This window comes from Pseudoglutamicibacter cumminsii (assembly GCF_016907775.1).
Classification (GTDB): Bacteria; Actinomycetota; Actinomycetes; order Actinomycetales; family Micrococcaceae; genus Pseudoglutamicibacter; species Pseudoglutamicibacter cumminsii.
This window is the reverse complement of the sequence record NZ_JAFBCO010000001.1, coordinates 1190745-1215714: the sequence shown is the minus strand read 5'-3', so window position 1 is coordinate 1215714 and position 24970 is coordinate 1190745. Positions and strand designations below refer to the sequence as shown.

The 24970-nt window shown below is 61.7% G+C and carries 20 protein-coding genes, 3 pseudogenes and 1 riboswitch; of the genes and pseudogenes, 8 read left to right on the top strand and 15 right to left on the bottom strand.

Going from position 1 to position 24970, the window contains the following annotated elements:
* The first annotated feature begins 116 nt into the window (after positions 1-116).
* On the top strand, positions 117-2645 hold the full coding sequence (locus tag JOD50_RS05570) for an excinuclease ABC subunit UvrA (RefSeq protein WP_204881555.1): 2529 nt from the start codon (positions 117-119) through the stop codon (positions 2643-2645).
* 101 nt (positions 2646-2746) lie between these two features.
* Here JOD50_RS05570 and JOD50_RS05565 read toward each other — a convergent pair whose 3' ends face one another.
* The 7 genes and pseudogenes from JOD50_RS05565 to JOD50_RS05540 all read right to left on the bottom strand — a co-directional run bounded on the left by JOD50_RS05565 (position 2747) and on the right by JOD50_RS05540 (position 6208).
* The gene (locus JOD50_RS05565) at positions 2747-3151 is read right to left on the bottom strand and encodes a hypothetical protein (RefSeq protein WP_204880741.1); all 405 of its coding nucleotides are present in this window, start codon (positions 3149-3151) and stop codon (positions 2747-2749) included.
* A 15-nt stretch (positions 3152-3166) separates the two neighbouring features.
* Positions 3167-3283, bottom strand: a riboswitch (SAM riboswitch).
* A gap of 60 nt (positions 3284-3343) precedes the next feature.
* Positions 3344-3580, bottom strand: a pseudogene (locus JOD50_RS10745) (N-6 DNA methylase); the annotation flags it as partial.
* Between the two features lie 21 nt (positions 3581-3601).
* Positions 3602-3868 (bottom strand): annotated as a pseudogene (locus tag JOD50_RS10740) (aminotransferase class III-fold pyridoxal phosphate-dependent enzyme); the annotation flags it as partial.
* A gap of 146 nt (positions 3869-4014) precedes the next feature.
* Complete coding sequence (locus tag JOD50_RS10520) at positions 4015-4104, bottom strand: hypothetical protein (RefSeq protein WP_260076816.1); 90 nt, start codon at positions 4102-4104, stop codon at positions 4015-4017.
* A complete protein-coding gene (locus JOD50_RS05550) occupies positions 4104-4418 on the bottom strand; it encodes an aminotransferase class III-fold pyridoxal phosphate-dependent enzyme (RefSeq protein ID WP_101629836.1) in 315 nt (104 codons plus the stop codon). Before JOD50_RS05550 ends, JOD50_RS10520 begins: the two co-directional genes overlap by 1 nt.
* Before the next feature lie 122 nt (positions 4419-4540).
* A complete protein-coding gene (locus tag JOD50_RS05545; protein WP_204880739.1) occupies positions 4541-5620 on the bottom strand; it encodes a 2,3-butanediol dehydrogenase in 1080 nt (359 codons plus the stop codon).
* A gap of 164 nt (positions 5621-5784) precedes the next feature.
* Positions 5785-6208, bottom strand: a pseudogene (locus JOD50_RS05540) (FAD-binding oxidoreductase).
* Between the two features lie 316 nt (positions 6209-6524).
* Here JOD50_RS05540 and JOD50_RS10410 point away from each other — a divergent pair.
* The 4 genes from JOD50_RS10410 to JOD50_RS05520 all read left to right on the top strand — a co-directional run bounded on the left by JOD50_RS10410 (position 6525) and on the right by JOD50_RS05520 (position 11409).
* A complete protein-coding gene (locus JOD50_RS10410) occupies positions 6525-7232 on the top strand; it encodes a quercetin 2,3-dioxygenase (protein WP_239541535.1) in 708 nt (235 codons plus the stop codon).
* Positions 7233-7405: 173 nt separating this feature from the next.
* Positions 7406-9058, top strand: coding sequence for a S8 family peptidase (locus JOD50_RS05530; RefSeq protein WP_204880738.1), 1653 nt, complete (start codon positions 7406-7408; stop codon positions 9056-9058).
* Between the two features lie 113 nt (positions 9059-9171).
* A complete protein-coding gene (locus JOD50_RS05525; protein ID WP_204880737.1) occupies positions 9172-9837 on the top strand; it encodes an NAD(P)H-binding protein in 666 nt (221 codons plus the stop codon).
* Positions 9838-10074: 237 nt separating this feature from the next.
* A complete protein-coding gene (locus JOD50_RS05520; RefSeq protein ID WP_204880736.1) occupies positions 10075-11409 on the top strand; it encodes a Fic family protein in 1335 nt (444 codons plus the stop codon).
* Between the two features lie 39 nt (positions 11410-11448).
* On the opposite strand, the gene JOD50_RS05515 is transcribed toward JOD50_RS05520, so the two are convergent.
* Positions 11449-11997: a DUF6318 family protein gene (locus tag JOD50_RS05515; protein ID WP_239541733.1), complete on the bottom strand. Its 549-nt coding sequence runs from the start codon at positions 11995-11997 to the stop codon at positions 11449-11451.
* Between JOD50_RS05515 and JOD50_RS05510 the strand changes: the two genes are divergently transcribed.
* Positions 11949-12200, top strand: coding sequence for a hypothetical protein (locus tag JOD50_RS05510; RefSeq protein ID WP_204880734.1), 252 nt, complete (start codon positions 11949-11951; stop codon positions 12198-12200). The genes JOD50_RS05515 and JOD50_RS05510 overlap by 49 nt on opposite strands.
* A gap of 231 nt (positions 12201-12431) precedes the next feature.
* On the opposite strand, the gene JOD50_RS05505 is transcribed toward JOD50_RS05510, so the two are convergent.
* On the bottom strand, positions 12432-13265 hold the full coding sequence (locus tag JOD50_RS05505) for a nitrilase-related carbon-nitrogen hydrolase (RefSeq protein ID WP_204880733.1): 834 nt from the start codon (positions 13263-13265) through the stop codon (positions 12432-12434).
* A gap of 99 nt (positions 13266-13364) precedes the next feature.
* Here JOD50_RS05505 and JOD50_RS05500 point away from each other — a divergent pair, with 99 nt between their 5' ends.
* Positions 13365-14033, top strand: a complete 669-nt coding sequence (locus JOD50_RS05500; RefSeq protein ID WP_204880732.1) for a GntR family transcriptional regulator — start codon at positions 13365-13367, stop codon at positions 14031-14033.
* A gap of 37 nt (positions 14034-14070) precedes the next feature.
* Here JOD50_RS05500 and JOD50_RS05495 read toward each other — a convergent pair whose 3' ends face one another.
* Positions 14071-15429 (bottom strand): MFS transporter, encoded by a 1359-nt coding sequence (locus tag JOD50_RS05495; protein ID WP_204880731.1) that lies wholly within the window; start codon positions 15427-15429, stop codon positions 14071-14073.
* Between the two features lie 129 nt (positions 15430-15558).
* Here JOD50_RS05495 and JOD50_RS05490 point away from each other — a divergent pair, with 129 nt between their 5' ends.
* On the top strand, positions 15559-16245 hold the full coding sequence (locus JOD50_RS05490; protein WP_204880730.1) for a DUF2848 domain-containing protein: 687 nt from the start codon (positions 15559-15561) through the stop codon (positions 16243-16245).
* 173 nt (positions 16246-16418) lie between these two features.
* On the opposite strand, the gene JOD50_RS05485 is transcribed toward JOD50_RS05490, so the two are convergent.
* The 5 genes from JOD50_RS05485 to JOD50_RS05465 form a co-directional block, all read right to left on the bottom strand.
* Positions 16419-19838, bottom strand: coding sequence for a Cna B-type domain-containing protein (locus JOD50_RS05485; RefSeq protein WP_204880729.1), 3420 nt, complete (start codon positions 19836-19838; stop codon positions 16419-16421).
* A gap of 153 nt (positions 19839-19991) precedes the next feature.
* Positions 19992-21131 (bottom strand): tyramine oxidase subunit B, encoded by a 1140-nt coding sequence (locus JOD50_RS05480; protein ID WP_204880728.1) that lies wholly within the window; start codon positions 21129-21131, stop codon positions 19992-19994.
* Positions 21132-21321: 190 nt separating this feature from the next.
* Positions 21322-22647, bottom strand: coding sequence for a beta-ketoacyl-[acyl-carrier-protein] synthase family protein (locus tag JOD50_RS05475; protein WP_204880727.1), 1326 nt, complete (start codon positions 22645-22647; stop codon positions 21322-21324).
* Entirely contained in the window at positions 22644-24422 is a 1779-nt protein-coding gene (locus JOD50_RS05470) for an AMP-binding protein (protein ID WP_204880726.1), read from the bottom strand. The genes JOD50_RS05475 and JOD50_RS05470 overlap by 4 nt, the downstream gene beginning before the upstream one ends.
* A gap of 9 nt (positions 24423-24431) precedes the next feature.
* Positions 24432-24929 (bottom strand): heme-binding beta-barrel domain-containing protein, encoded by a 498-nt coding sequence (locus JOD50_RS05465; protein WP_204880725.1) that lies wholly within the window; start codon positions 24927-24929, stop codon positions 24432-24434.
* Positions 24930-24970: the final 41 nt, after the last annotated feature.

The following is a 24970-nucleotide window of genomic DNA, read 5'->3' as shown; positions in this document are numbered from 1 at the left end:
ACCACCTACACCGGCACGGCCTGCCCGATAGAGTGGCCACCATGACTCACGCCCAGCCCGAGTTCACGGTTCCGCACACAGTTCCGCACGCAACGGCGCGCGCGGAGCACGATCCCATGATCCGGGTGCGTGACGCGCACCTACACAACCTGAAACACATCGACGTCGACCTGCCGCGCGACACCCTCGTGGCCATCACCGGCGTTTCAGGTTCAGGCAAATCCAGCCTCGCTTTCGGCACCATCCACGGCGAGGCGCAGCGCCGCTACCTGGAATCCGTCGCCCCCTTCGCCCGCCGGCTCATCGGTGGCGCAGTCAACCCGCGCGTCGGGTCGGTCACTGGCCTGCCGCCGACGGTGGCCCTGCAACAGTCCACCACCCTGGGCGGGGCGCGCTCCTCCGTCGGCACGATCTCGAATATGTCGAACAGTATTCGGCTGCTCTTCTCGCGCTCCGGGACCTACCCGGCCGGCATGCGGGAGCGGCTCGAATACGGCCGGCTCGACTCCGACGCCTTCTCCCCCAACACCACCGCCGGCATGTGCCCCGAATGCCAAGGTACCGGCGCTGTGCACCGGCCAACGGAAGAATCGATGGTGCCGGACCCCAGCCTGTCCATCTGGGACGGCGCGATCGCCGCATGGCCCGGGGCGTGGCTGGGCAAGAACTTCCGGGACATCCTGGGCACCCTCGGCTACCCCATCGACATCCCGTGGCGGGAGATTCCACAAAAGGACCGCGACTGGATCCTGTTCACGGACGAACAGCCGGTGGTCACCGTCCACCCGGTGCGGGACGAAAACGCTGTGCACGGGTCCTATAAAGGCAAATGGCGCTCGGTAGCCACATACCTCACCGACACCCTCGCGGAAACCGAGTCGGATAAGAACCGCCGCCGCGTGCTTTCCTTCATGCATTCATCGACGTGCCCCACCTGCCAGGGCCGCGGCTTCCAGCCGGACACCTTGCAGGTCACCTACGCCGGCTACGCGATCGACGAGTTCAACAACCTGGCCTTGAAGGACGTGCTGTCCGCGCTGGAGAACCGCCTCCAGCGTGTGGAGGGGATCAGCAAGCAGCAGTGGAACGAGCACGACGAGGCCGAAAAGCTACTGCTGGATCAGGTGCTGCCCACGGTGCGCGCGGCTATCGAGCTGGGGCTGGGCCACCTGAGCCTCTCCCGCCCGGCACGCAGCTTGTCCGCGGGTGAGCATCAGCGCCTGCGGCTGGCATCCCAGTTGAACTCGAACCTGTTCGGCACAACCTATGTGCTGGATGAGCCCTCGGCCGGCCTGCACGTCGTGGAGCGGAAAGCGGTCTCCGAGCTTCTGCAGCGCTTCATCGACGCCGGTAATTCGGTGCTTCTGGTGGAGCACGACATGTCCCTGGTGGCGGGATGCGATTGGATCGTGGACATCGGCCCGCGCGCCGGCGAGCGCGGCGGTCAACTTGTGTTCTCCGGCCCCACGAGCGAGTTCCGCGCTAAAGCAGAGCAGCTGGGCTCCCCCACTGCTGCCGCGTTGAACGCGGAGTTCCCGGAACTGACGGACACCCCGGCCGGCACCGGTGAATCCATCAGCCTGACCGGCGTGCACGCACGCGCTTTCGACGGGGCCGACGTCGACTTCCCGCTCGGCGCGCTCACCGCGGTCACGGGTGTGTCCGGTTCCGGCAAGTCCACCTTGGTCACCGGGGTGCTGGCTGACGCGGCGGCGCGTTCGGCCCAGCAGGTGGTTGGCGCCGATGAGGCCACCGCCGAGGACGCGGACGCTGAGCTCACGCCAGGTTCCGACTCTTCCGAGGACTTCCGGGTGGAGAGCGCAACGGGGCTGGATAAGATCCGCCGCCTGGTTCACATCACCCAAAAGCCGATCGGCCGCACTGTGCGTTCCACCGTCGCGACCTACACGGGCCTTTTCGACCACGTCCGCAAGCTCTTCGCCGCAACACCCGAGGCTAAGCGGCGCGGCATGTCGGTATCCGACTTTTCCTACAACACAACGAAGGGCCGCTGCCCCGAGTGCGATGGCGCGGGCAGCATCGAGGTCGAGCTGGTGTTCCTGCCGGGCACGTACACGACCTGCCCGGCCTGCCACGGCAAGCGTTATAGGCCGGAGATCCTTGAGGTGCAGTGGAACGGCCGCAGCATCGCGGATGTTTTGGCGTTGACCGTGGACGAGGCGCTTGAGGCTTTCGCGGAGGAGCCGCGGATTCTACGCTCGGTCGAATTCCTGCACGCGCTCGGTCTGGGCTATCTGCGGCTGGGGCAGGGTTCCCCGGAGCTTTCGGGCGGCGAGGCGCAACGGATCAAGCTCGCCTCCGAGATGCAACGCGGCTCCAGCCGTAAGCACAGCCTGTACCTACTGGATGAGCCGACGACGGGGCTGCACCCCGCGGACGTTGACCTGCTGCTTGCGCAGTTGCGGCGGTTGGTCGAGGATGGCGCGACGGTGGTCGTGGTTGAGCACGACCTCCGGGTGGTCGCGCAGGCTGACCACGTCATCGACGTCGGCCCGGGAGCCGGCGACGAGGGCGGCCAGATCCTCGCAACAGGAACGCCGGCCGCGGTCGCTCAGCAGGGTGTGGGCCCGGATTCGCGCTCGGTTACGGCGCAGGCGCTGGCTGAACGAGCCGGCCTGCGCTGAGCTTGATGCGGCGGCGATGGAGGCGAGGGTGAAGAACGCTAACACAGACACCCCGCCCACCTCTGACACAGCTTGTTCGAGCTAAGAGAAGCCACCGCTATTCAGAACGTGCAGGGGGTTATCGGGCCGTCCTGGAGACCGACACAGCACCAGCTCCGACTATCGCCAACGCGGATAGTGAGCATACTGAAGCTAGCCGACCACATGACCTCAACATCCTCTGCTTGGGCTGCGAGGTTGACACGACTCGACAGAAAGATCGGATCATGGTTCCACATTAGATGGATGCCACTACCCGTCACGAAAATAAGCTGGTGCCCTATCGAAGTGATGATCTGCGCAGGTTCCCAATCATCGCTCAGCATCGCTCTTCGAGCACGAACCCAGTGCATCTGATGCCCCAAAGAAGCATAGTCAGTGCACTTGGCGATGTCCGCGCTGTGTTGGAGGGGGCCGCCGGGGCGGTCAGAATCATCGTGATCCGAAGAGAAGCTCGGATTGGTCATGATTATTTCCTTGAATGTCGCTGTTTCCACTCGATTCTTTTGATCGAGGGCCAATCTTCTCCCAGGAGCACCGCTAGCGATAAGCGGTTGCTAGTCGACAAGCTGAGAGGCTTCACGTCAGACTTCTTGATTGTGATTTGAGTGTAGCTGACACTGCTGACAAGAATTAAACAAGAATTAAATAAGAATCGAAGGGTTAGAAACAATCGCTTCACACGGCTGACCATCCCAATGCTGCGGATCAATCAGCGTATCCCCGTGCGCGATATTGAACTTGTCATAGTTCACGTCATGCAAAAACATGTTGATACGCGCCAGGTTCTAGGTAGTCAGGTTAATGTCCTGACCGTAATACCCCTGCCGCACACCATTCGGTCCGAGGACCTTCGCGGACTTAAGAAGCAGTGAGCCCGAAACGACCGCAGGGTCAATATCAACACCCGCCCACAGCGCCACACCTCGCACCTCGGTGAGACCGTGCCCGAGCAGCGCGCGCAGTCCATCAAAGAGCACCGGATGCAGTTCTTCGGCGTGCGCCTGCCACCTGCCGGTGGCGAGTTCGTCACACACCGCTTTACCGAGCGCGGTTGCCACCGGGTTCCCGCCAAAGGTCGAACCGTGCGTTCCCGGCGTGAATACGCCCATCACCTCGTTGCTGCCGAGCACCGCCGACACCGGGTAAAGACCGGCACTCAGCGATTTTGCACAGGTGACAATATCGGGCAGGATGCCCTCGACCTGGAAACGGAACGGCGTCCCGGTGTGAACGGACCGAATCCATCCCGCGCGTTTTCGTCATCGCTGAACGACATGATGGTCGTGGTACGGCCGTGGAAGTTGCCGCGCATCACAATGATTCTGGCCTAGTCGGCGGCCACGCCTTTCACCTTGCAGCCCCACTTGCGGGCGGCTTTGATCGCGGTTTCGTTGGCTTCGGCGCCGGTGTTCATCATTAGCACGCGGTCGAGGCCTGACAGCTTCGTGATCGCCTCGGCGAACTCGCCAAAGCGGTGGCGTAGAACGCTCGCGACGTGACGTCGAGCTTGCGCATCTGGGCGCAGGCGATATCGATGAACTTGTCGTTCGAGTGGCCGAAGTTTGCGGCCGAGTATGCCATCACGGCGTCGAGGTAGCGCTTACCGTCTACATCGGTGACCCAGGCACCCTTGCCTTCAGCGAGCACCACCGGCAGCGAGCCGTAGTTATTGGTGCCGTGTTCGTTTACGAGTTCAATTTCTGCGGATGCGCGCGAAGACAGTTCAGACATGCTCCAAGCCTAGTGTCACAAAACAGCCCCAGCAGCCCGCCCGGACCCAAAGCGAACGCCCCGCAGCAGCAAAACTGCGGGGCGTTCAGCGTGCGCATCAGGATGCACGCACTTCGTTGGGACTATTCGAGACCCTCACCCGAGGGCGACACCAAAATTTTTACCGCGGTTTCGTTGCGGTTGATGAGGGTGTCGAAGCCCTTGTCGATGAGGTCGTCAAGGCCGATCTTGCCGGTGATAAATGGCTTCAGGTCGACCTTGCCTTCCTCAACCATCTTGATGGTCTTGGGATGCGTGTTGACGTACGCGATCGAACCGCGCATGTCGATCTCCTTCATGACCAGCTTGTGCATGTCGAAGTCGGCCTTGTGGCCCCAGATCGAGACGATCAGCAGCACACCGGTGGGACGCAGTGCATCCATCAGAGTGTCAAGCACGACCTGCACGCTGGTGGCCTCGATGGCGACATTCGCGCCCTTACCGTCGGTGAGTTCGCGCACCTTCTCGACCACGTCGACCTCGCGCGGGTCGAAGGCGTAGTCGGCGGCACCCGAGTCGAGTGCCTTTTGGCGGCGCAGTTCGCTCAGCTCAGACACCACGACGGTGGCTCCGATGGCCTTGAGCGCAGCACCGCAGAGCACACCGATCGGCCCGGCACCGCCGACGATAGCGACGTCGCCGGCTTTGGCACCCGAGCGCTCAACCGCGTGCACGGCTACCGAGAACGGCTCGATGAGCGCGGCCTGGTCGAGGGGAATATCCTTCGAAATCTTGTGCACCCAACGGCGCTCGACCGCGATTTTTTCTGACAGGCCACCGCCGCGACCGGCCAGGCCAATGAAGTTCATGTCTTTTGACAGGTGGTAGTCGTTGCTGTCGGGGCCAGTGTCGACGCCGTCAGCGATGATGTAGGGTTCGACGACAACGTGGTCACCAACTTCGAATCCTTCAACGCCCTCGCCCACCTCGTAGACAACGCCCGACATTTCGTGCCCGAGCGTGATGGGCGACTCTTCACCCGAGATGGGGTGTGGGTGCCCCGCGGGCGGGCAGAAAATGGGGCCGTCGAGGTATTCGTGCAGGTCGGTGCCGCAGATACCGCACCAGGCAACGTCAATACCGACTGTGCCAGGGGTGACCTTCGGCTCGGGAATGTCTTCGATGCGAATGTCGTGATTTCCGTAGTAGCGTGCTGCCTTCATTACGACCTCCTAATTGGAAGATGAGTCGGCACGGATCACGCACCGATCGGCGACGATAACGCCCAAGCTCAGTGTACTCCCGCAGCTACCTCGCTATCTTCAGGTTCGATGAGAAATTAACGAGTCGGCACCATCAACAATTCACAAATGCCACTCAATAGTCACTATTCAGCAAACACCTTGCCCCTATTGAGAATGTTTTTCGGATCAAAGACGCGCTTGATCTGCCGCTGCAACTCATATTGCCGATCGCCCAGCTCGTCGCCGAGCCAGCGGCGTTTGAGCAGGCCGATGCCGTGCTCGCCCGAGAGCGTGCCGCCGAGTGCAAGTGCCGCCTGAAACATTTCACTTGCCGCTTTCGGCGAACATCGCCACCATTTTTGAGCGCGGCACGGCAACATCTTCAACGAGCACCGCACCCATTGCATCCAGCGCCGGGAAACCCTGCCGGCGCACATCCACCAGTGATGCGGCTGCCTCGGGGTCGGTGGTGAGCACGGCCCGCCCACCGGCCCGCTCGACCACTTCGAGCACCAGTTGCGCCTCACGCTCGGCATCGCTGCCATCGGTTTGAATGAGCAGATACACATTCCCCTGGCTGGCGGGGCTTCCTGCGGAGGCCGCTCAGGCCGACTAGCCGAAACAGGTACGGCGCGTGCTTAGTTTTTCTGGACTTCGGGGGTTTCCAGGAGGAGGGTGACCTTGTGTAGGCCCTCTTCACCAAAATCGAAGTGGATGAAGTGGTCGCCGATCTCGTAGCGCCGCCACGTGGGGATCCCGCAACCGCTTGCTTCAGGTTCCCCGAAGGTAGCATCGGCTTGTTCTGGGTGATATCTGGTGCCACAAATCCGTCAATGAGCGACCCCGACCAGGAGCCCACATTCCAGACATCTTCCGCGATGAATTGGAAGCTGCGTTCAACACCTTCCTGCTGCATTCCACCGACGACTGGCTGTACCGGCTGGCCGCCGGGGCCGGGCACAGAACCGCATCGCACATCTTCTCCCGCCGTCCGTCCGGGAGCCTGGGTGGTCTCCTCACCTCTGAGGTCAGCGGCCAGTTCGGCGTCCAACTGCATGAGGGGCCAGCAGATGCGCCGTTCGGAGACGTCGCAGAGACTCTCCCCGGCGGTGTCGAGGCCTTCGTCAATCAGGCGGGATACGGCGACAGGTTCGAAACCCACCAGCAGACCAACGTCTTTCCGGTCCGGGGACGCAACACAGGTGACAGATTCTTCGCAATGGAGACCCGAGGCGCCAAGGCCGGATACATCCCGCTTCACTTCCACATGGCTCACTCGGAGAACTTCTTCTGCGTCCAGGGGGCTGTGAAGCTTCACGCCAACGGGGAAGAGATCAGATTGGGCCCCGGAGACTTCCTCCACGCTCCGGCGGGAACCATCCACAGCTTCTCGCTTGCGGCCAACAACACGCAGATGCTCGGGTTACTGACGCCGCCGATCTTCGAGCCCTTCTTCGAGTACATGAATGAGCCGACGGATCACCTCGTCCATGAGGAGGGCGGCGAACCGTATTTCCCCAAAGAAGGATTCGACAGAGCCCGCAACGAACTGGACCTCGTCGTCGTCGGCCCGCCGCCATCGGACGTCTGACCGTACCCACCGCTCGACACGGCCATGTTGCCTCTCGGACGTACCGAGAGGCAGTCTTCGTTTTATGTGGCGGCATGATTCACGTGGTGTTCATTTATGCTCACTAGGGTTGACGGGTGGCGTCCCGCGTTGGGGTATCGCCGTGGCTTGTTTAAGGTGAGAGGATCCCGGTAATGCGCGTTGAGGATTACCCGAATGATGCGACGCCGTCACGGTGTGGGACGGCCCGGGGACGAACCTTTCGTCGGCGGATGTGGGGTGCTCTTCTTGCCGCCGTCGTAACGGCCGGGAGCATTCTCGTCCCACTCGCTCCGTCGGTTGCTGCCGGCAATGCGTCGTCGTGGTTTGACAAGGAACTGGGCTACTCGAAGCTGCGCGATCAAGGCCTCGATGGGGCCGGCGTGACGATCGCTATCGCTGAAACGGGCGTCGACCTCAATTCCCCCGATCTCCAGGGTGCTGATATTGAATTCGTGCCGATGCCCGACGAATGCCTGCCGATACGAGAGGCCTCGAAGAGCGCCGTCGATCTTGACGGGGGTACCCATAAGGAGTCCGTTGCGCACGGGACTCAGGTGGCGACGATGATCGTCGGACAGGGAGGCGACGGGCGTATCCAAGGGGTGGCGCCGAAGGCCAAGCTCCTCGTCATGGAACAACCCTTTGCGATCACCCCGGCCTCATCGGCCTGGCCGTCCGGCTGCGATGAGATGGTGTTCGGTGGCGGGCGCATGATGGAGGCCGAAAAACTTGGGGCCGACATCATGTCGATGTCGCTACTCGGGCCGACGCAGCCGACCAGCTATCAGAATGCCTACTGGCAGATGCGTGGCAAGGCGCTCATCACCGGCGCGGGAAACGACGGGAAGGTCTCCGCCGAATCGGCCGGCCTGCCGGGTGTGGTGTCGGTGACCGCCTCGAAGCCGGGCGGAGCAGCCACGAACTGGGCGGCAGCAGGTAAGGGGCTCACGGTTGCGGCGCCCGGGGAAAAGCTCACCTTGCGCGAGGCGGATGGAAAACTGGTATCCAATGGTGCAGGCACGAGCTTTTCGTCGCCGATCGTTGCGGGAACGCTGGCGCTCGGACACCAGAAATGGCCCGATGCGACCTATCACCAGCTCATTCACTCGCTGACGGAAACGGCGAGTAACGGTGGACGCCAGAGCAGAGAGCTCGGGTTTGGCGTCATCGATCCGGTTGCGTTTATCGACAATGACCCGATGCAGTACCCCGATGTGCCCATCACCTATCCCGGTATGGCCAACGATGATCCGCAGTGGGATGTCGTACGTCAATTGTGTGACGGCTTCGCGGACGATTCGACAATGGCGTATCCCGAGCACTACAAGGTCGATGCGGGCCTCGACCCGGAGGCCGTCGTGTGGCTACCCCAGGTGGCAAAGGATCAAGGCTGGCTGGGGATGGCCCCGAACGCCGGGGTTTGGGGTAACGGGAACGATGCCCCGTCTGATGTGGAACCGGCCGATGACGTGGCTGGCCCTCCGGTCACGCCCGCCACGCCGGCCCAGCCCGTCACGCCGGCGCAGCCTGCCACGCCGGCGCAGCCTGCAGGTTTCCCGACCTTCGCTGTGATCGGGATTGCCGCGGGGGTCATCGTCGTCCTTGCGCTCATCATCGTCGTGGCTCGACGCAAGAACCGGACCGCCCATGCCGGGCCGTCTCAGCAGTATCCACCGCAGCAGTTTCCACTCCAGGAGTTTGCTCCGAACCCGCAGCAGTACTACGGAGATCCCAACCAGCAGCAATGGCAGCAGCCGCCGAACCATCAGTGGCAGGAGCCGGGCGGCCCGCCGAAGCAGGGTTAACGGCGCTGGAGCCCCTGGATGACGGCCGAGGCGGTCTGGAGGACTCGGGAGTAAACTCATCTTTATTAGCAGAACCTGAAGCCGCTCCAGACCCCGCGCGTAGGGTTGTTGGCATGACTACATCTAAGAATGTCCTTGTCATTGGCGGCCACGGACGAGTTGCCCTGCGCGCCTTGCCGTTGCTGACCAAGGCCGGCCACAACGTCGAGGCCCTCATCCGGAAACCTGAATATGAGGCCGACATCGTAGCCCTCGGCGCAAAGCCTCGTATTGCCGAGATGCTCGACTTCGACGACGCCGCGTGGGATGAGCTGCTGCGCGACAAAGACGTCATCATTTGGGCGGCGGGCAACGGCGGCCGCAACGGTGTCGACCAGACGTACGCGATCGACCGCGACGCCGCGATCGCATCGATCGACGCAGCCACCCGCGCAGCTAGCAACCCGCGCTACCTGATGGTGAGCTTCGCGACCTCGTTCGTGCACCCCATCGACGAAGAAGACCCCTTCCACCACTACGTGCTGGCTAAGCGCGCCACCGATGAGCACCTGCAGGCCACCAGCCTGGACTACGCCATCGTTGGCCCGGGCCTGCTCACCGATGAGGATGCGCCCGCCGGTGTGCAGCGTTTCAACCCGAACAGCGGTGTACCGGAGAACACGGATACCAGCCGCGAACTGGTCGCACAGGTGCTGGCTCACCTGGTTGACGTGGACCAGCTTCCAGAGGACCGATTCATCGCCTTCATGAACGGACAAGACCCAGTAACGAGCCTGTGAGCCAGGTCCTGCTGAGCTGGCTTCTGCTGAGCTAATTGCAGCACCAAACGACGGCGCCGAGCAGCCGATCACTGAGGTGACGGCGCTTAGCACCGTCGTTGTTTAAGCTTCGCGGTTACCCTTGGCCGCGCGAGGCCAGCGCCCAAGGATAAGCATTATCCTTGGGTAAAGCGGTCATTCTCTCAAGGATAAGCATTATCCTTGAGATAAACGTCGCTCGTTGGAAGGCTAGGGCTTATGTCGTGGACAGCTAGGGAATGGACTCCCTCTGACAATGCACGGCGCCCGCGCGACCGCTGGCACGGAACCTATTGGGCATATCAGCCGTTCTCGCTCACCAGACCTGAGTGGCGCATCGACCCGGCAGTAGCGGCCGAAGCCGGCCGCGTGGAGCGCCGCATTCGAAACCTGAAGTTTCACGACGCCGCAGGCAAACTCGAAGCCGTGTCCCGCCACCTTCTGCGTAGCGAAGCCGTGTCAAGCTCCTACATAGAGGGGTTGCGTTCTAACCCGAAGAACATCGTGTTTGAAGAGCTCAAGCAACTAGAAAACGGGACTAACAGCTCCCCTGACGCGGGGCATCCGTCGGTAGCGGCAGAAGTCGCCGCCAACATCGCGGCCCTCACCAGCGCTGTTGAGGGCCTCGGGACAGCCGAAAACGTCACGTGGGCCGACATCGAAGCGCTACAGACAGAACTGCTACCCCACCTGGGCGCCTCAGGCATTCGTGACAGACAAAACTGGGTTGGCGGGAGCGAGTTCCACCCGGGCCAAGCCGAGTTCATTCCGCCCAGCGAAGACGCGCTAGTTCCCGCGGTTGAGGACCTGGTGGAGTTCATGAACGGCGCCGCCGTGGGGTCCCTGATCCAGGCCGGGCTGGTTCATGCGCAGTTCGAAACTCTGCACCCTTTCGCTGACGGTAATGGGCGCATCGGTCGTGCGCTCATCCACACCGTGCTTGTCCGTGGCGGCCTCACAGAAGGGTCCGTCCTGCCGATCAGTCAGGTGCTCCTGACGCGTTCCGATGAATACATTGCCGGGCTCATGAGGTTCCGTGGCATCCCGCACAGCGCTGAGCTCGCATCAGATGCTGAACCGGTCCGCGAGCTCAGCATCAGCGAAGGCATCAACGCGTGGCTGCGGACGTTCATCGCTGCCGCCGATGACGCTGTGGATCTTGCCTCTGAACTCAGGGATGAGCTCGACGAGTTTGAACGTGACGCTCGAGCCATGGTCGCCGACTATGCCGAGCAGACCGACACACGGACTCCGCGTAGCGACTCAACCGTATGGAAGATCCTCGACGCCCTGCCGAAGTTGCCTGCTTTGACTGTCGATGTGGCGGCTCGGCTGACCGGAACCAGCGGCACCTCAGCACATAACGCCCTTGAATACCTCGCTGAGGCCGGCGTCCTAGAGCGGCGCAGCGTCGGCAAGGGCAAACGCGGTTTCGTCTGCAACGACATTTTCGAGTTGCTGAACGCAACCCAACGAAAATGGGCGAGCAGCCGGTTCGATACCCGCATCAGCGAACCGAACCGACCTGTCCCGGGCCGACCGGCGCAGAGGTGAGGCAATAAGTTCTCGTTCCAGCCTGTTCATGCGCCAACCTCACCGTGGCTGGTTGTCGAGGTGGAGGATGATCCACCTCTCCACGGATGGGGTGTACTCCATGGTCATCGTGGAGCGGAACGTGTTCGGCCGCGCCACCACTTGCGGGCGACCCTTCTCAACGAGGGTCACCTCGTTCTCAAAGAAATCGAACGACGCGACAACTACCCCAGGCCGGTCAGGATGCTCCTGGATTTGTAGCGTTCGTTCGTCATAGGTGAGCCCGTCACCCACGTACCAGTTGCCCTTGGAATACGTCAGATTATTCACACTTGTGGCGTACAGCCAGCAGGTTTCACAGCTTGCCGACGCCACCGCAGCTAACGGCCGCGCCTTACCCGTCTGTCGAACATATTCTTGGGAAGCCATGAAGTACCGCACGGTCTCCTTGACGCCGGCTCGGTCGTTTTTCACATTCGGGCTCAGCCGCGGGATGGGCACGTTCCGCGCAGGATGACTCAGCGTAGCTTTCTCATAGGGGCCCGACGGCTGGGTCAGCTTTGAAAGGTCAGGTTTCAGCCCGCCGTTACTCGGGTGATTACGCGGCATCGAAGGGCTCGGCGTCGGTGCCGGCTGACTCTGCTGTTGCTGGTTCTGGTGCTGTTGCGTCGGAGTCTGCTGCGGCTGCCCCTGCTGACCTTGTTGCTGCGGCTGCCCCTGCTGTTGTTGAGGCATCGTCTGCTGACTTTGGTTCTGCTCCTGTTGCGGCGCATCGTTATTGCTTTGGGAACAGCTGGCCAAGCCAACACTGAGGAGGAGGGCGGAAAGGGCGGCGGTGGTGCGGCGCATGCGGAGCCTTTCGAACTCAAAAATGAGGGGGGTACGGACCCACGATTTTTATTCCACCACAACCGCACGAATGAGCACCAGCCCCCTACACGCGAAAGTTTTATGCCTCTAGCGCGGGCTTCTTATGTACAAGAGCGGCGGCCGCGGATAGAAACTCATCCGGGGCCGCCGCATCGACAGTGCGCAGACGCCACTCACATCACGCGGACACGGTTCTCACCTTCCAAGCGGGAGTTCTGCAATACCGGCAGCTTCTCCCTCGCAGGAGCGACCGCATCCACATCAAGGTCAACCACCAACAGCTCCACGCCGCTTCCCGCTGATGCGATCATGTTGCCAGTCGGCCCCGCAACAAAGGAATGCCCCACGCCATTCGGGGAACCTGGAGTCGATTCCGCCCCAGTCACCGCCGTATCAGCCTGGTCACAGCCAACAACATACGTCGTCGAATCCAAGGCGCGTGCACGGCCCAACAGCTCAAGCTGCTCAACCTTACCCTCACCCGAACCCCACGAAATCGAGCACACAACCACGTCAGCGCCAGCACGGGCCAACGAGGTGTACAAGGCCGGGAACCGCACGTCGTAACAGATCGTCAAGCCCACAGTGACACCGTCGATGTTCACCGCAACAAGATCATCCCCCGGAACCACCGCATCAGACTCCTTGTGCCCAAACGCGTCGAAGAGGTGAATCTTGTCGTAATTCGCCTCGACCTTTTCGCCGGCCGCATCAACACCCGTCACGAACAACGTATTGATGACACGGCCACCGCTGCCCGGACGGAACATGCCTACGGCTACCACCACGCCGGCTTCAGCCGCCAGCTCACGCACACGCTGAGCAAACGGGCCATCCAACTCCTCCGCAGCATCAGCGAGGTTGCTACCGAACGGGACCATGGTCGCCTCAGGGAACACCACCAGCCGTGCCCCCTGCCCAGCGGCGTCCGCAACGTTGCGCTGAATCAGGTCCAGGTTCTTCTGCTTATCCGAGCTCGAATTGATCTGAGCGATTGCTACCTTCACTGAACTTCCTTCCTCACCCCAGCTACTGCGCCGGTTCTTGTCGACACGAACGTTGACCTGCTATGAACATCTAAATAGCGAAAGGCTAGGGTTGAAACTATGGCTAAACTTGTTGGTCCGGCTGCCCGCATCGCCGCATACGAGCGGTTACGGGAGCTCGTGCTCACTGACCCTGAAGTGCAGGGAACCTTCCTCACCGAAGCCACCTTGGTGGAACGGCTAGGGCTTTCGCGAACCCCTATCCGCGAAGCCCTCATCATGCTCGCCGCCGATGAATTCGTTGAGCTGATCCCCCACCGCGGCGCGTACGTCCCGCCAACGACAGCCAAGAACGTCCGCGACACCTTCGCGATGCGGTCCCTCATCGAAGAACACTGCGCCCGCGCGACCATCGCCGCCGACACCGTACCCCGCACCGCGATGCGATCCCTCCTAGCCGAACAAGAAGCCCTCGACATCGCCACCGCAAACCGTAAAGAGTTCATCTCGATCGACCAGGCCTTCCACGCCGCCCTCGTCAACGCCGCAGACAACGCCGTCATGTCGCAGATGTACCACAAGCTGCGCGTCACCCACATGCGTTTCGGTATCAGCGCGGCCATGAACGAGGGCCGTTTTCAAGAGGTCCTGCGTGAACACCACGCCATCTTCGACGCGCTGGACGCCGGCGATGCAGACGCCGCAGTCGCCGCGATCCGTGAACACATCACCATCACCCGGGATATCCTCCTCGGCCAGCTTGACCGCGGGATGAACTTCCCCTGGTAACAGCCGCGGTCACGGACCGCGGAACCGCAGCTGATCTTTAGTTCCCCGCGATGACCGGGCGGGTCTTATTGATGGACTCGAGGTATTCGTGGTCCTCTTCCACGTTGTTATCGCGGCCCATCACCAAACCGATGATGGTCACGCAGCATGCAACCGCCAAGTAGAGCGCGACGAAGACCCAGGTGCCGGTCTTATTGAGCAGCAACGTGAACATCGCCGGAGCGATAGCACCACCCAAAACACCGGCGATGGTGTAAGCGAGTGATGCACCCGTGTAACGCAGACGCGGGTGGAACTGCTCGATCACAAATGCCGCCTGTGGGCCGTACATGAACGAGTGGAAGAACAAACCAATCGGGATACCCACGTACATCCACAGGGTCGGGTTGGTGTGCAAAAGCAGGAAGAAAATGAATCCCCACGTTGCCGCTGCCACCGCGGAAACGCCGTAAACCCAGCGGCGGTTGATCTTGTCCGAGATATGCCCTGCCAACGGGATAAGCACCAGCTGGAAAACTGAACCGATCATGACCGCTGACAACACCATCGTGCGTTCAAGATCCAGAACCAGCGTGCCGTAAGCCAGCGTGAACACAGTGAACAGCGCGTACGTCACGTCCGGACCGATGCGGGAAAGGACCGCGGAAAGCAGCTGCTTAGGCTGAGTTTTGAGTAGCTCGGTGATCGGCTTCTCTGGCTTATCACCGGACTCCTCGACAGCGCGGAACACTGGGGTGTCCTCCAGCTTGAGGCGAATCCACAAACCGAAAGCAACCAGAAGTGCAGAAACCAGGAACGCTACACGCCAACCCCACGCCATGAATTGATCGTTCGTGAGGATGAGGGAGAGCAGGGCGAAAGCTCCGTTAGCGAGCAAGTTGCCTGCAGGAGGACCAATCTGTGCCGCAGAAGACCAGAATCCGCGGCGTTCAGGTTCTCCGTATTCACCGGAGAGCAGGACGGCGCCGCCCCACTCGCCACCAACACCGACACCCTGTGCAAAACGCAACAGCACCAGGATGATAGGCGCGGCTACACCAATCTGAGCGTAGGTTGGCAGAAGACCAATCAAGACGGTCGCAACACCGATCAAAATCAGTGTCCACACCAGGATGTTCTTACGGCCTACCCGGTCACCGAGACGACCAAAAACAATGCCGCCAACCGGACGCGAAATGTAACCCACCGCGTACGTGGAGAACGCCAGCAGGACGCCGGTCATCGGGTCATCGGTAGGGAAAAACAATTGCGGGAAGACGATGGCCGCAGCAGCAGAGTAGATCGCGAAGTCGTACCACTCCAGCGTGGTACCACTCAGACTCGCTACAAAGGCCTTGTACAAATCTTTCTTTGAAACTTCCGGCTTTGCGTTAGCCGGACTAGGCGTCGAGCTCACTTCGAACAACCTTTCGTTAGTGAAGCAGGTCACAGGTACCGTTGATTATATACAAGTTGTATACAAGAATGAACTCTGAGATTCTAACGTCGACGACGAACACGTAAAAGCCTGAAAGGACGCACCAAAATGACCACCCTTAGCTTCGAACTACCTGACGGATCAACCGAAACAGTGAACGTCAAGAAGCTCCTCAACGCCGGTTACGCTGGCCGAAACCAGGAGGACGTCCAGGCCCACATCGACGAGCTCGCAGAGCTCGGCGTGCCTGCCCCAGCCACCATCCCGTCGCTCTACCCGGTGTCTCCTTACCTCGCGCAGCAGACGGAGGTTGTCGACGTACAGCACAACAAGACCTCCGGCGAAGCTGAATGGGCCATCATCTTCACCGCCAACCACGTCTTGCTCACCGTGGCATGCGACCACACCGACCGCGCACTGGAAGAGCACGGCGTCGCCTGGAGCAAGAACGCTTCTCCAGACGTTCTGGGCAAGAAAGCATGGCGCCTGAAAGACGTTGAAGAAAACCTCGACGCGATCCGCCTGGAGGCTTTTGTCACGGGCGCAGACGGCAATGAACAGCAGATCCAGAACGGAACCCTCGCCGAGCTTTTGCCGCCAAAGTATTGGATCGAGAAGCTCACCGAACGCGGCGACGCGGAAGAAGGCACCATCTTGATCTCCGGCACCATCCCTATGGATGGGGAGGTCAACCAATTCGCCGATGCATGGCGCGTAGTGATGACCAACCCAGAAACCGGCGACAGCATCGAAATCGCCTACACCGTCAAGCCGATGCCAGAACCAATCAGCTAAACCGAACCACGCAGCCTCAGCCGACCGACCGTCGGTCTTGGGCTTGCATGGTTTTACAACACAACACAACACATCACAGCACAACAGAGTGGTGGCCCTTCCTATCCGGAGGGGCCACCGCTCTGTTGCCAGCTAGTTACAGCGTTGTCAGCTAGCTACCGCTCGCACGAGTTTCACTGCTTGCGTGGTCGCCTCAACAGGAACAACCCGCTTGCAAGCAACGTGGCCGCGAGTGCGAGGAAGCCTGCAACCTCCGCGCCAGTTCGAGCCAGGCCCTTTTCAGGAACCCCCGGTTTCTCCGGGGTCGGAGCAGGGGTTGGATCGCCACCCGGCTCCGGGGATGGTTCCGGGGTTGGTTCCTCACTCGGTTCCGGCGTCGGCTCCTCACTCGGTTCCGGCGTCGGCTCCTCGCTTGGCTCCGGCGTCGGTTCCTCACTCGGCTCCGGCGTCGGTTCCTCACTCGGCTCCGGCGTCGGTTCCTCACTCGGCTCAGGCGTTGGTTCCTCGCTCGGCTCAGGCGTCGGCTCAGGCGTTGGCTCCGGTTCACGTGTATTCGTGACCGTTACCTCGAAGACGCCGCCGGCGTCCGCAACCTCGACCTGCGCAGTGTAGCCGTCAACCGAGTCTTCCTTCACCGTGTAGCTGACCGGCTCGTCATCGACCACGGCTGGAAGCGATTCAAACGTGTGCTTCCAGTCATTTGCGGCTGAAAGCACAACCTTCTCGCCCACCGGGGTGCTTTTATCTCCCTGCTGGCGCATCAACTGCACCTGCACCGAGTCCGGAGTCTCCGTAAGAGTCTCGCCGTTCTCGTCCTTCCACACCTTCTCAACGCTGACGTCGACAGGCGTGCGCACCGTGAACTGCGCAGACGTACGCATCCGCAGTTTCGTGTTCTCAGCACGACCCACGGCCTTGTTGACAACAACATCGCCATGCTGGGCTTGATGCAGCTCAGTCTTCACAGTAATCGTTTGAGTATCCCCAAATGCCAGCGGGGCTTTGGTGATAACGCGGAGCGCGGTCGCGTCCTCCTTCACGCCTTCTTCCCAGATGTCAGACGGTGTTCCGGTGCCACCATTGACCTTGGCATTCGGGTCTTCATCAATCTCAGCTGGGTCCACAGTGGTGCTGTAGACCTTCGCGCCTTCAGCACCTTCAACTCCGGTCACCTTGAGTGTGCCATCAAACTTCGAACCCTGGGAATCATTGTTTGACGGAAGCACATCGATCACGTCAGTGAGGTTCGAACGTGTCGGGTCATTCGACGTCAGGCTAAGCGTCCATTCGTTAGCCGCAACACCGTTCCGAGTCGTCTCAACAACAGGCGTTTCAACGTTTTTCTTCAGCGACGTGTAGCCGGCCCGCGGCACCGTCACCTTAGCTGTCGCCTTGCGGGTCTGGCCCTGGCTCGATGCCGCGACCTCGTTGGTGTAAACCGCTCCAGGCTTTGCGTCCTTAGGCAACTTCGCCTTGTAGTTAATGACGTAAGCGTTGCCGTCCTCAAAGACGCGGATATTAGGTTCAACGTCGTCCTTCGTCCACGTCAAAACCTGCTGGCCGTTAGCGTTGGTCTTCACGTCAGGCTCAACGTCAGCGCTACCCGGAACATACTCCATACCTGCCGGCAAGGTGTCTTCAATAACCACCTGATCCTTAGGCATGTTCGCAACCTCGGATTCGAGGCCATAACGAATCGTGTAGTCAGCTTCCTCACCCGGACCATACTCCGGCTGGGCGACGTCCTTGGCTACAACAGGTAGCGAGGGAACCACCCGCAAGAGGTCACGTCCTGGGCCAGCGTATGGATAGCGGACTCCCTCAGTAACCACGCCAGGGGATGCGAACCCAGGAGTAATCTCACGTTCATTGGTCACGCGGCCATAAGCAATCTTCGCGTTGATATCCATCTTCCACTCAGTGTGCCTCTCGTTAAGGACGGAAGTCCACGTCCACACGTCCGCACCGATCTCTACGTCATCGTGAATCTTCTGTTCGATCACCAGGTAGAAGTACGACTGCGGGAGCTTCGACAAGTGGCCCTTAGCGCGAGGCACACGCAGCTTGACAGCCTTCACCGTCGAGAGGTCGGCAGGCTTGGTGTAGCTCCAGCCGTCCTTTTCGTCCTTCCCTTCATCAAACGGGGTTTCCGTGGTACCGCAGTCGAAGAGGTTGGGGTCCTTGACCTCACCCGTGTAATAGAGGATGTCAAGGCCCTCCACGTTCTCGCCGTAGTAGACGTTCGGCTTCGCGTAAGGGTCAGCAACCACACGGGCGTCGACGAAATCGACGCGCTCAGTATCTAGGGTGTTGCAAATCCAGTTGTCAGAGAAGCCCTCAACGCGCGGAGGAGCGATTCCGGACACCGACATCACAGTAGCGCCCACGGGAGCACGCGACGTGTCAGACCATCCGATACCCGGGTATGCCTTCGGGTACTGGGACCCAACAACCCATGCACCCGTCCAGTTGCCGCGGATCATCGGGGCGCGGTTCTGGTTGTTCGACGGGTCGTCATCACTCGTCGACCCATCGACGGCGGTGTACGTCGGCGCCGATGCCTTCAGCGTCACGTTGGTCTTGGCGTTCGAATTTGGCCCGGCAACCATATACGGAACCTTGATGCGAAGCTCTCCAGCAGCGATCACCTCGCGCGGATGCTTCGGCTGAACCTGAGGCAAACGGACACCATTCGAGTCAAGCTCTGGACGCTTCGAAACATAATCCAGATCAGACAAGGTCAAACGGAAAGTGTTCGTCTCAGCATCAACCAGAGTGAACTCACATGTAGGGAACTTCGCGGTCTGCGCTTGAGGCTTACCCGGAGCTGAGTACGGATAACCAGAATGCACGCGATCAATAGGCGCGCACGCTACATCCTGCGTAGTGATTCTTTCGCCGCGGACACCATTGATCGTGATGTCATAACTCACGCTTTCCGGGCCCGCCGCGGATCCCGTTGAATGCGCCAACGAGAACGGGAAAGACATGAACTGGTACGTGTCTGGCTGACCAGTCAACGAGCTCGGTGCACCAGCATCGAACTTGGCGTCCATGATGAACGGCGCGACGATCGGGATCTCCGGCAGCTCAGCTTCAAGACCCCGGAAGGTTGCCTTCGCAGAGACCTTCGACTCAGCTGGGCCATCAACCTTGACGCCCGACAGCACCATCTGAGCGGTACCCTCATCGCGCTCACCGATGTCACACGTCAAGGTGCGCTGATCTTCTGAAATCCTTGAAGCACCCGCCTCGCCACTGAGACATTGAGCGGGGATCTCGCCAAAGTGCGCGTTCTTCACCGTGACAGTCAGGAGGTTGTCAGTGGTGGGTTTATTGCCTGGCGCTGGCGCCGAATCGTTGATATCCAGGTGCCACACCATAGAAAGAACATCGAGACCCGATGTGACCACCTCGGGTTGGTCCTTCCACACACCTTCTAGCTCATACGCTTTGGTGCCGCCGCTTTTATCGGCGCTACCAAAGGCATAAACCGTTTGCGAAGCGAAAACCATGATGACCGCGATAAACGCGGCGAGAACCGCGAACACGGTTCCACGTGTTGAACGGTTTGCGAAGATTGGCCGTGCCATTGAGCCCCATCCTTCAGTTACCTACCAAGACTCGTGCTGAAAAATCTGCCGTAGGAAGGTTTCCTGCAATGCGATCCTCTTCAACACGGGACTAATAATAGTGACACCACATGGGGTATTACAAGAATAGGACAAGCTGATTCACAGGTTTGATCACGCCAGGTTCGGCGCATCCCACAGGTTGAGCTTGGTCCCGATCCCCTTCTCTACAGCGTTCCGGTACACCTCGGTCGCCCATGCGACGTCCTCAACCGGCATACCACCCACCGAATACAGGAAGATCTGCTCATTATCCTGCCGGCCAGGCGCAGCATCTTCGATAATGTCCGCCATGTCCACGATCGAGTCCCGCTCCAGCAGCCCGGCCCGCATCAGGTCGTGCCAGTGCGTGCCGATAATCCCGAGCTTCTGGTAGGCGCCCACACCGTATTCCTCAGCCCACGCATCGTACAGGCGCCACGAATCCACCACCTTCGTGACGCGGTCCGAGGCGATGAACGTGTCATCGAACCGCACCGCTGTCGGCAACAAAAGAACTGCGCCCGGCTTGATCCACTCCTCATCAATGAACGGGAACGCGGACGAGCCTTCGCCACCGGTCGTGACCGTCACCGTCACCACATCGGCGGCCCGCACTACCTCTTCAACGTCCGATGCGGCCCGCACCGAACGGATGTGCGGAAAGTTCTGCTCGATGAAGGTGCGGTAGCGGTCAACATCCGGTTGGTCGATGCCGTTGACCACGATCTCCTCGATGCCTGGGCACTGCGACATAACGGCCTGCGTAACGGAACGGCCAATCACGCCAGGGCCGACGATGCCGAACGTACGTGCATCCTTCCGCGCGAGATGCTTGGCCGCGACGCCCGGGATCGCGCCGGTGCGGTACGCGGAGATGAGGTTCGCGGACATGTACGCGAGCGGCGCCCCGGTATCCGCATCGTTGAGCGCCAGGGTGTGGATTGAGCGCGGCAGGCCCTTCTTCCGGTTCTCTACGTTGGATCCGTACCATTTCGCGCCCGCGGTGTGGAACCGGCCGCCCAGGTAGGCGGGCATCGCCATGAAACGCCGGTCGGGGCCGTCGGCCGGCATGTTCTCAAATTCCGGTTCCTTGGGGAAGCTGATCATCGCGCCGTGCGACATCGCGTTCGCGCCCGCCATCCGGAAATCCCCGCGCCGCAGCAGCACGAGAGTCTCTTCCATCACGTCCACGCACCGCGCCATATCGGTCACCCCCGCGGCGATCATGTCTGGTTCGTTGAGGTACAGAAAATCGATGCGGGTTTCGGACATGAGGTTCACTCTCCTGCGAGCGTTTGAGGTCGCGCCCGTCCACGCCGGCTACCTGCCGGTGTAAGCCTTCCGGGCGTTGTTGCACTCTACGCCTGAGCAGGGCCCGCCTCAATGGGTTGCCGCGTCTTGTTACGGGGGCCGACGGCCGGTGCCCCAGGCGCGCTGGGCCGTTGGCTTCCGCGCGGGTCGCCTACTCCCGCGCCGTAATGAGGATCGCCGCGTTATGCCCACCAAACCCGAACGAATTAGACAAAACCGCCGTGTTACTTTCCGGGGTCATGCGGCGCGGTTCGCGCACGATGTTGAGCTCCGGGAACGCTGGGTCCTCCAGGTTGATGGTCGGCGGGATAATCCCCTCCCGCAGCGAACACACACTGATCACTGCCTCGAGGACTCCCGCGGCACCCAGCAGGTGGCCGGTCGAGGACTTGGTCGCGGTGATCGGGAGTCGGGTTAGGTTCCCTGCCCCGCCGAACACGGCGGTGAGCGCGGCGGCCTCCGCCGCGTCGCCTGCCATCGTCCCGGTTCCGTGCGCGTTAACGTGACCACTGGCGCCACCATCCGGACCGCCCGTGGCGAACTGTTCCGGCGTAAGCCCGGCGTCAGCGAGAGCCGCGCGCATCGCGGCTGCGGCACCGCGACCATCGGGCAGAGGGGCCGTCGGGTGGTGGGCGTCCGAAGAAGCACCGTAACCCGCGAGCTCCGCGAGCGCGTGCGCCCCGCGGGACTGTGCAACGGTTTCACGTTCCAGAACCACCGCGGCGGCCCCGGCGGTAACCACGAACCCTTTTCGGCCGCGATCAAACGGCCGTGATGCTTGCTCGGGGTTAGCCTCGTAGCCCGCGGCGAGCGCCCGAACGTTCGCGTTGGAGGACACGTTGATCGGGTTCACGCAGTCCTCTACACCGACCACGATCGCGGCGTCCGCATACCCGTGACGTAGCGCGCGCATCGCCTCCCCAAGCGCGACGGCACCGGAGGCGCACGTCGCCGACACCGCACGAGCCGGCCCCGTGACCCCGTACCGCTGGCTGATGAGTGCGGCAGGGGCGTCGGGGGCGCCGTGCATCGTAAGGCTCAACGGGACGCCGCGTTGCCCGCGTTGTTCGAACGCGAGCGCCGCCTCATGATGCGGCCGCAACGGACCCGAACCCGTAGCCACCACGACCATAACCCGCGACGGATCCCACGGCAGGGCAGCGTTAGGTTCGGTGGCACCGGGCAAGTGAATGCCGGCTTGAGCGAGGGCTTGGTCGGCGGCGGCGATGGCCCACACGTGCATGTCCTCGAGCCGGCGGGCGAGCTGCCGGTCCACGTAGTCTTCGCGGTTGAAGCCGCGGACCTGACCGCCGATGCGCACAGCGAGTTCGCGGGCGTGCGGGGTTTCGAACCCCTCGCCCTCCAGAACCCGGATGCCGCTGCGGCCGTTGACGACGGAGTCCCACACCTCGGGGACGGTCAGCCCGCTCGGGGTGATTGCACCAAGCCCGGTGATCGTGACTTTCGCGTGCGTCATAACCGTTGCACCCCTTCCGCGCCGTGTTGTGCAGCATGGCTGGAGCGAAGCAGTTCGGCGAGTTCGGTGGTCTTGATTTTGCCGCCCACCGTTCGCGGCAGCCGAGGCACCACGTAGTACTGCGCCGGAACGAACTGCGGCGCCAACCGTTCCCTGCCCCACTCACGCAACGCTGCCTTGGTCAGGAGGGGGTCGACGCGGGTGCCGCCCAACCCACTGCCGCTCAACCCACTGCTACTCAGTCCCACCCCGAAGTCTTCGACGGCGAGCGCGAGAACCGTACCCAGCGTGGCATCCGGCAACCCGACCGCAACCGCATCGAACGCTTGTCCACCGGCCGTGAAGTCCGTGTAGGCGCGGGTCACTTCCGGGAGCGCGACCTTGTGGCCGCCGGTGTTGATGATGTCGCCGGCGCGGCCCACCCCCTGGACCTGTCGCCGGCCGTCGACGATGCGCGTGCGGCCTTGGTCGCCGACGCTCGCCCAGCCGCGCTCATCCAGCAGGCCGCCGCCGTCATGTGCCGTGTTGCCGCCAACCACATATCCGTCCGAGGCCGATGCGGCCCGAACCCAGATGGTGCCCCGTTCACCATCACGCACGGGCACGCCGTTCTCGTCGCGGATCTGCACGTCAACCCCGTTGTAGACCTCATGCCATCCGGGGTGGCCGGGGATTCCTTGCCCGATGAACCCGATTTCCGCGGCGCCGTAATAACTGATGAGTTCGGTGCGTGGGAGGACGGCGGCGAGCTCGTGGCGGAGGTTTTCGGGGAGGTCGGCGCCGCCCACAACGATCAGCTCCAGCCGCGCAAACAGCTCCGGCGTGCGGGTGGCTTGGGTGATGATGCCGCGTAGCATCGCGGGGACGGTGACGATGCGGGTAATCCTTTCGCGCGCGATGCGCTCCCCCAGGTCCGCGAGCGCGAGCCCGTCGGTGTGGCTGCTGGAAAGGTGGATGGTGCCGCCGGTCGCGAGCGCTTCCACCGCCGCGTAGAGGGTGAGTGAGTAAGCGAACGGTCCCGGCGCAAACGTGACCACGCGCGGCCCCATCCGGAGGCGAGCCCCGAGCTCGCCCTCCGGCACGTAGCCATGTCCCGGCGTCGAACCGTCTTCTGGCCCAGTAGCATCGTCTTTAGGCCCTACTCCGAGGTGTCGTTTGGAGACCTCGAGGTTCGCCCGGTATTGCCCGCGGGTTTTGAGGAACGCTTTCGGCGCGGCTGTGGTCCCGGAAGAGAACAGCATGAGGAAAGGTTCGTCCTCGGGGCGTTCGCCCGGCACCTCCCTCGCAACGTCCTCCTCCGCAGCATCCGGCTCAGTATCAACCGCGTGTTCGAGATTCCGGAACTCCGTGATCGTGCAGACGATCCCGCCCCAGTCCTCGTCGCATTCCTCGTCTAGGGCTTCCCGGAGGGTTGCGGCGGATTGTGTGTCATCCACGATCACCACGCCGATCCCTGCCGAACGCACGATGTTGCGCTGATGTTCGACCGGCCATCGCGGGTCTATCGCCGCGAAAACGTGTTCGGAACCAGCAAGCGCCGTCATGATCCGTGCCGCTTCAAACGCCGATGTAGTGCACACCGCGGTCACCGGCCGCGACTCTGACTCATTCCGTCCCACCAACCGGGCTTTGCGGTGCAGCCAGTTGGCGGCGGTGACGATGCGGGAGCTTTCCTGCACCAGTTCGCGGTAGCTGAGCACACAGTTTTCGCTCGTGATCGCGGGCCACGTGGGATGCGCGGCGGCGGTTTCGTGGATGGAGCGGGTGATGGGCACGGGGCTATCTTATGCGTGCATCCCGGCGCGGTCCGCTTCAGTGCGGTGTAGCGTGCTTTCGAGGTGTTGCGTCATGGCTTCACCGACCGCGGCCATGTGGAACGCGGTGGTCAGCTGGTCGCGGTTGAACGTGTAGAACCGCTGGGTTTCGTTGACGGTTTTCGCGGTGCTGGAGTTCACGATGCGGGATTCGGTGAGCTCGAGCGTCCCGTTCGCGGGGTTGTAGGTGCCTTCGAGCAGTTCGGTTTGCCCGGTGGGTTGCGCGAGGATCAGTTCGACGTGGTCGGTTGCGCTGAAGCGGAGGTATCCGGTTTCCACATGCATGGGTGCCCCGGCGGGCGATGTGGTTTTCTGCTCAACCTTGACGAACGGCTTGCCGGGTACACCGGTGAAGGTGAGGGTTTCGTTGTATTCGAAGCCGTCGATGGTGGGATAGTAGCCGCGACCGGAGCCGCTCCACGCGCCAAGATGCTTGGCGAAGGGTGCAACAAACTCATGCAGGTCCATGCTCTGAATCTACCCGGAGGGATAGCGGCGGGCCATGACGA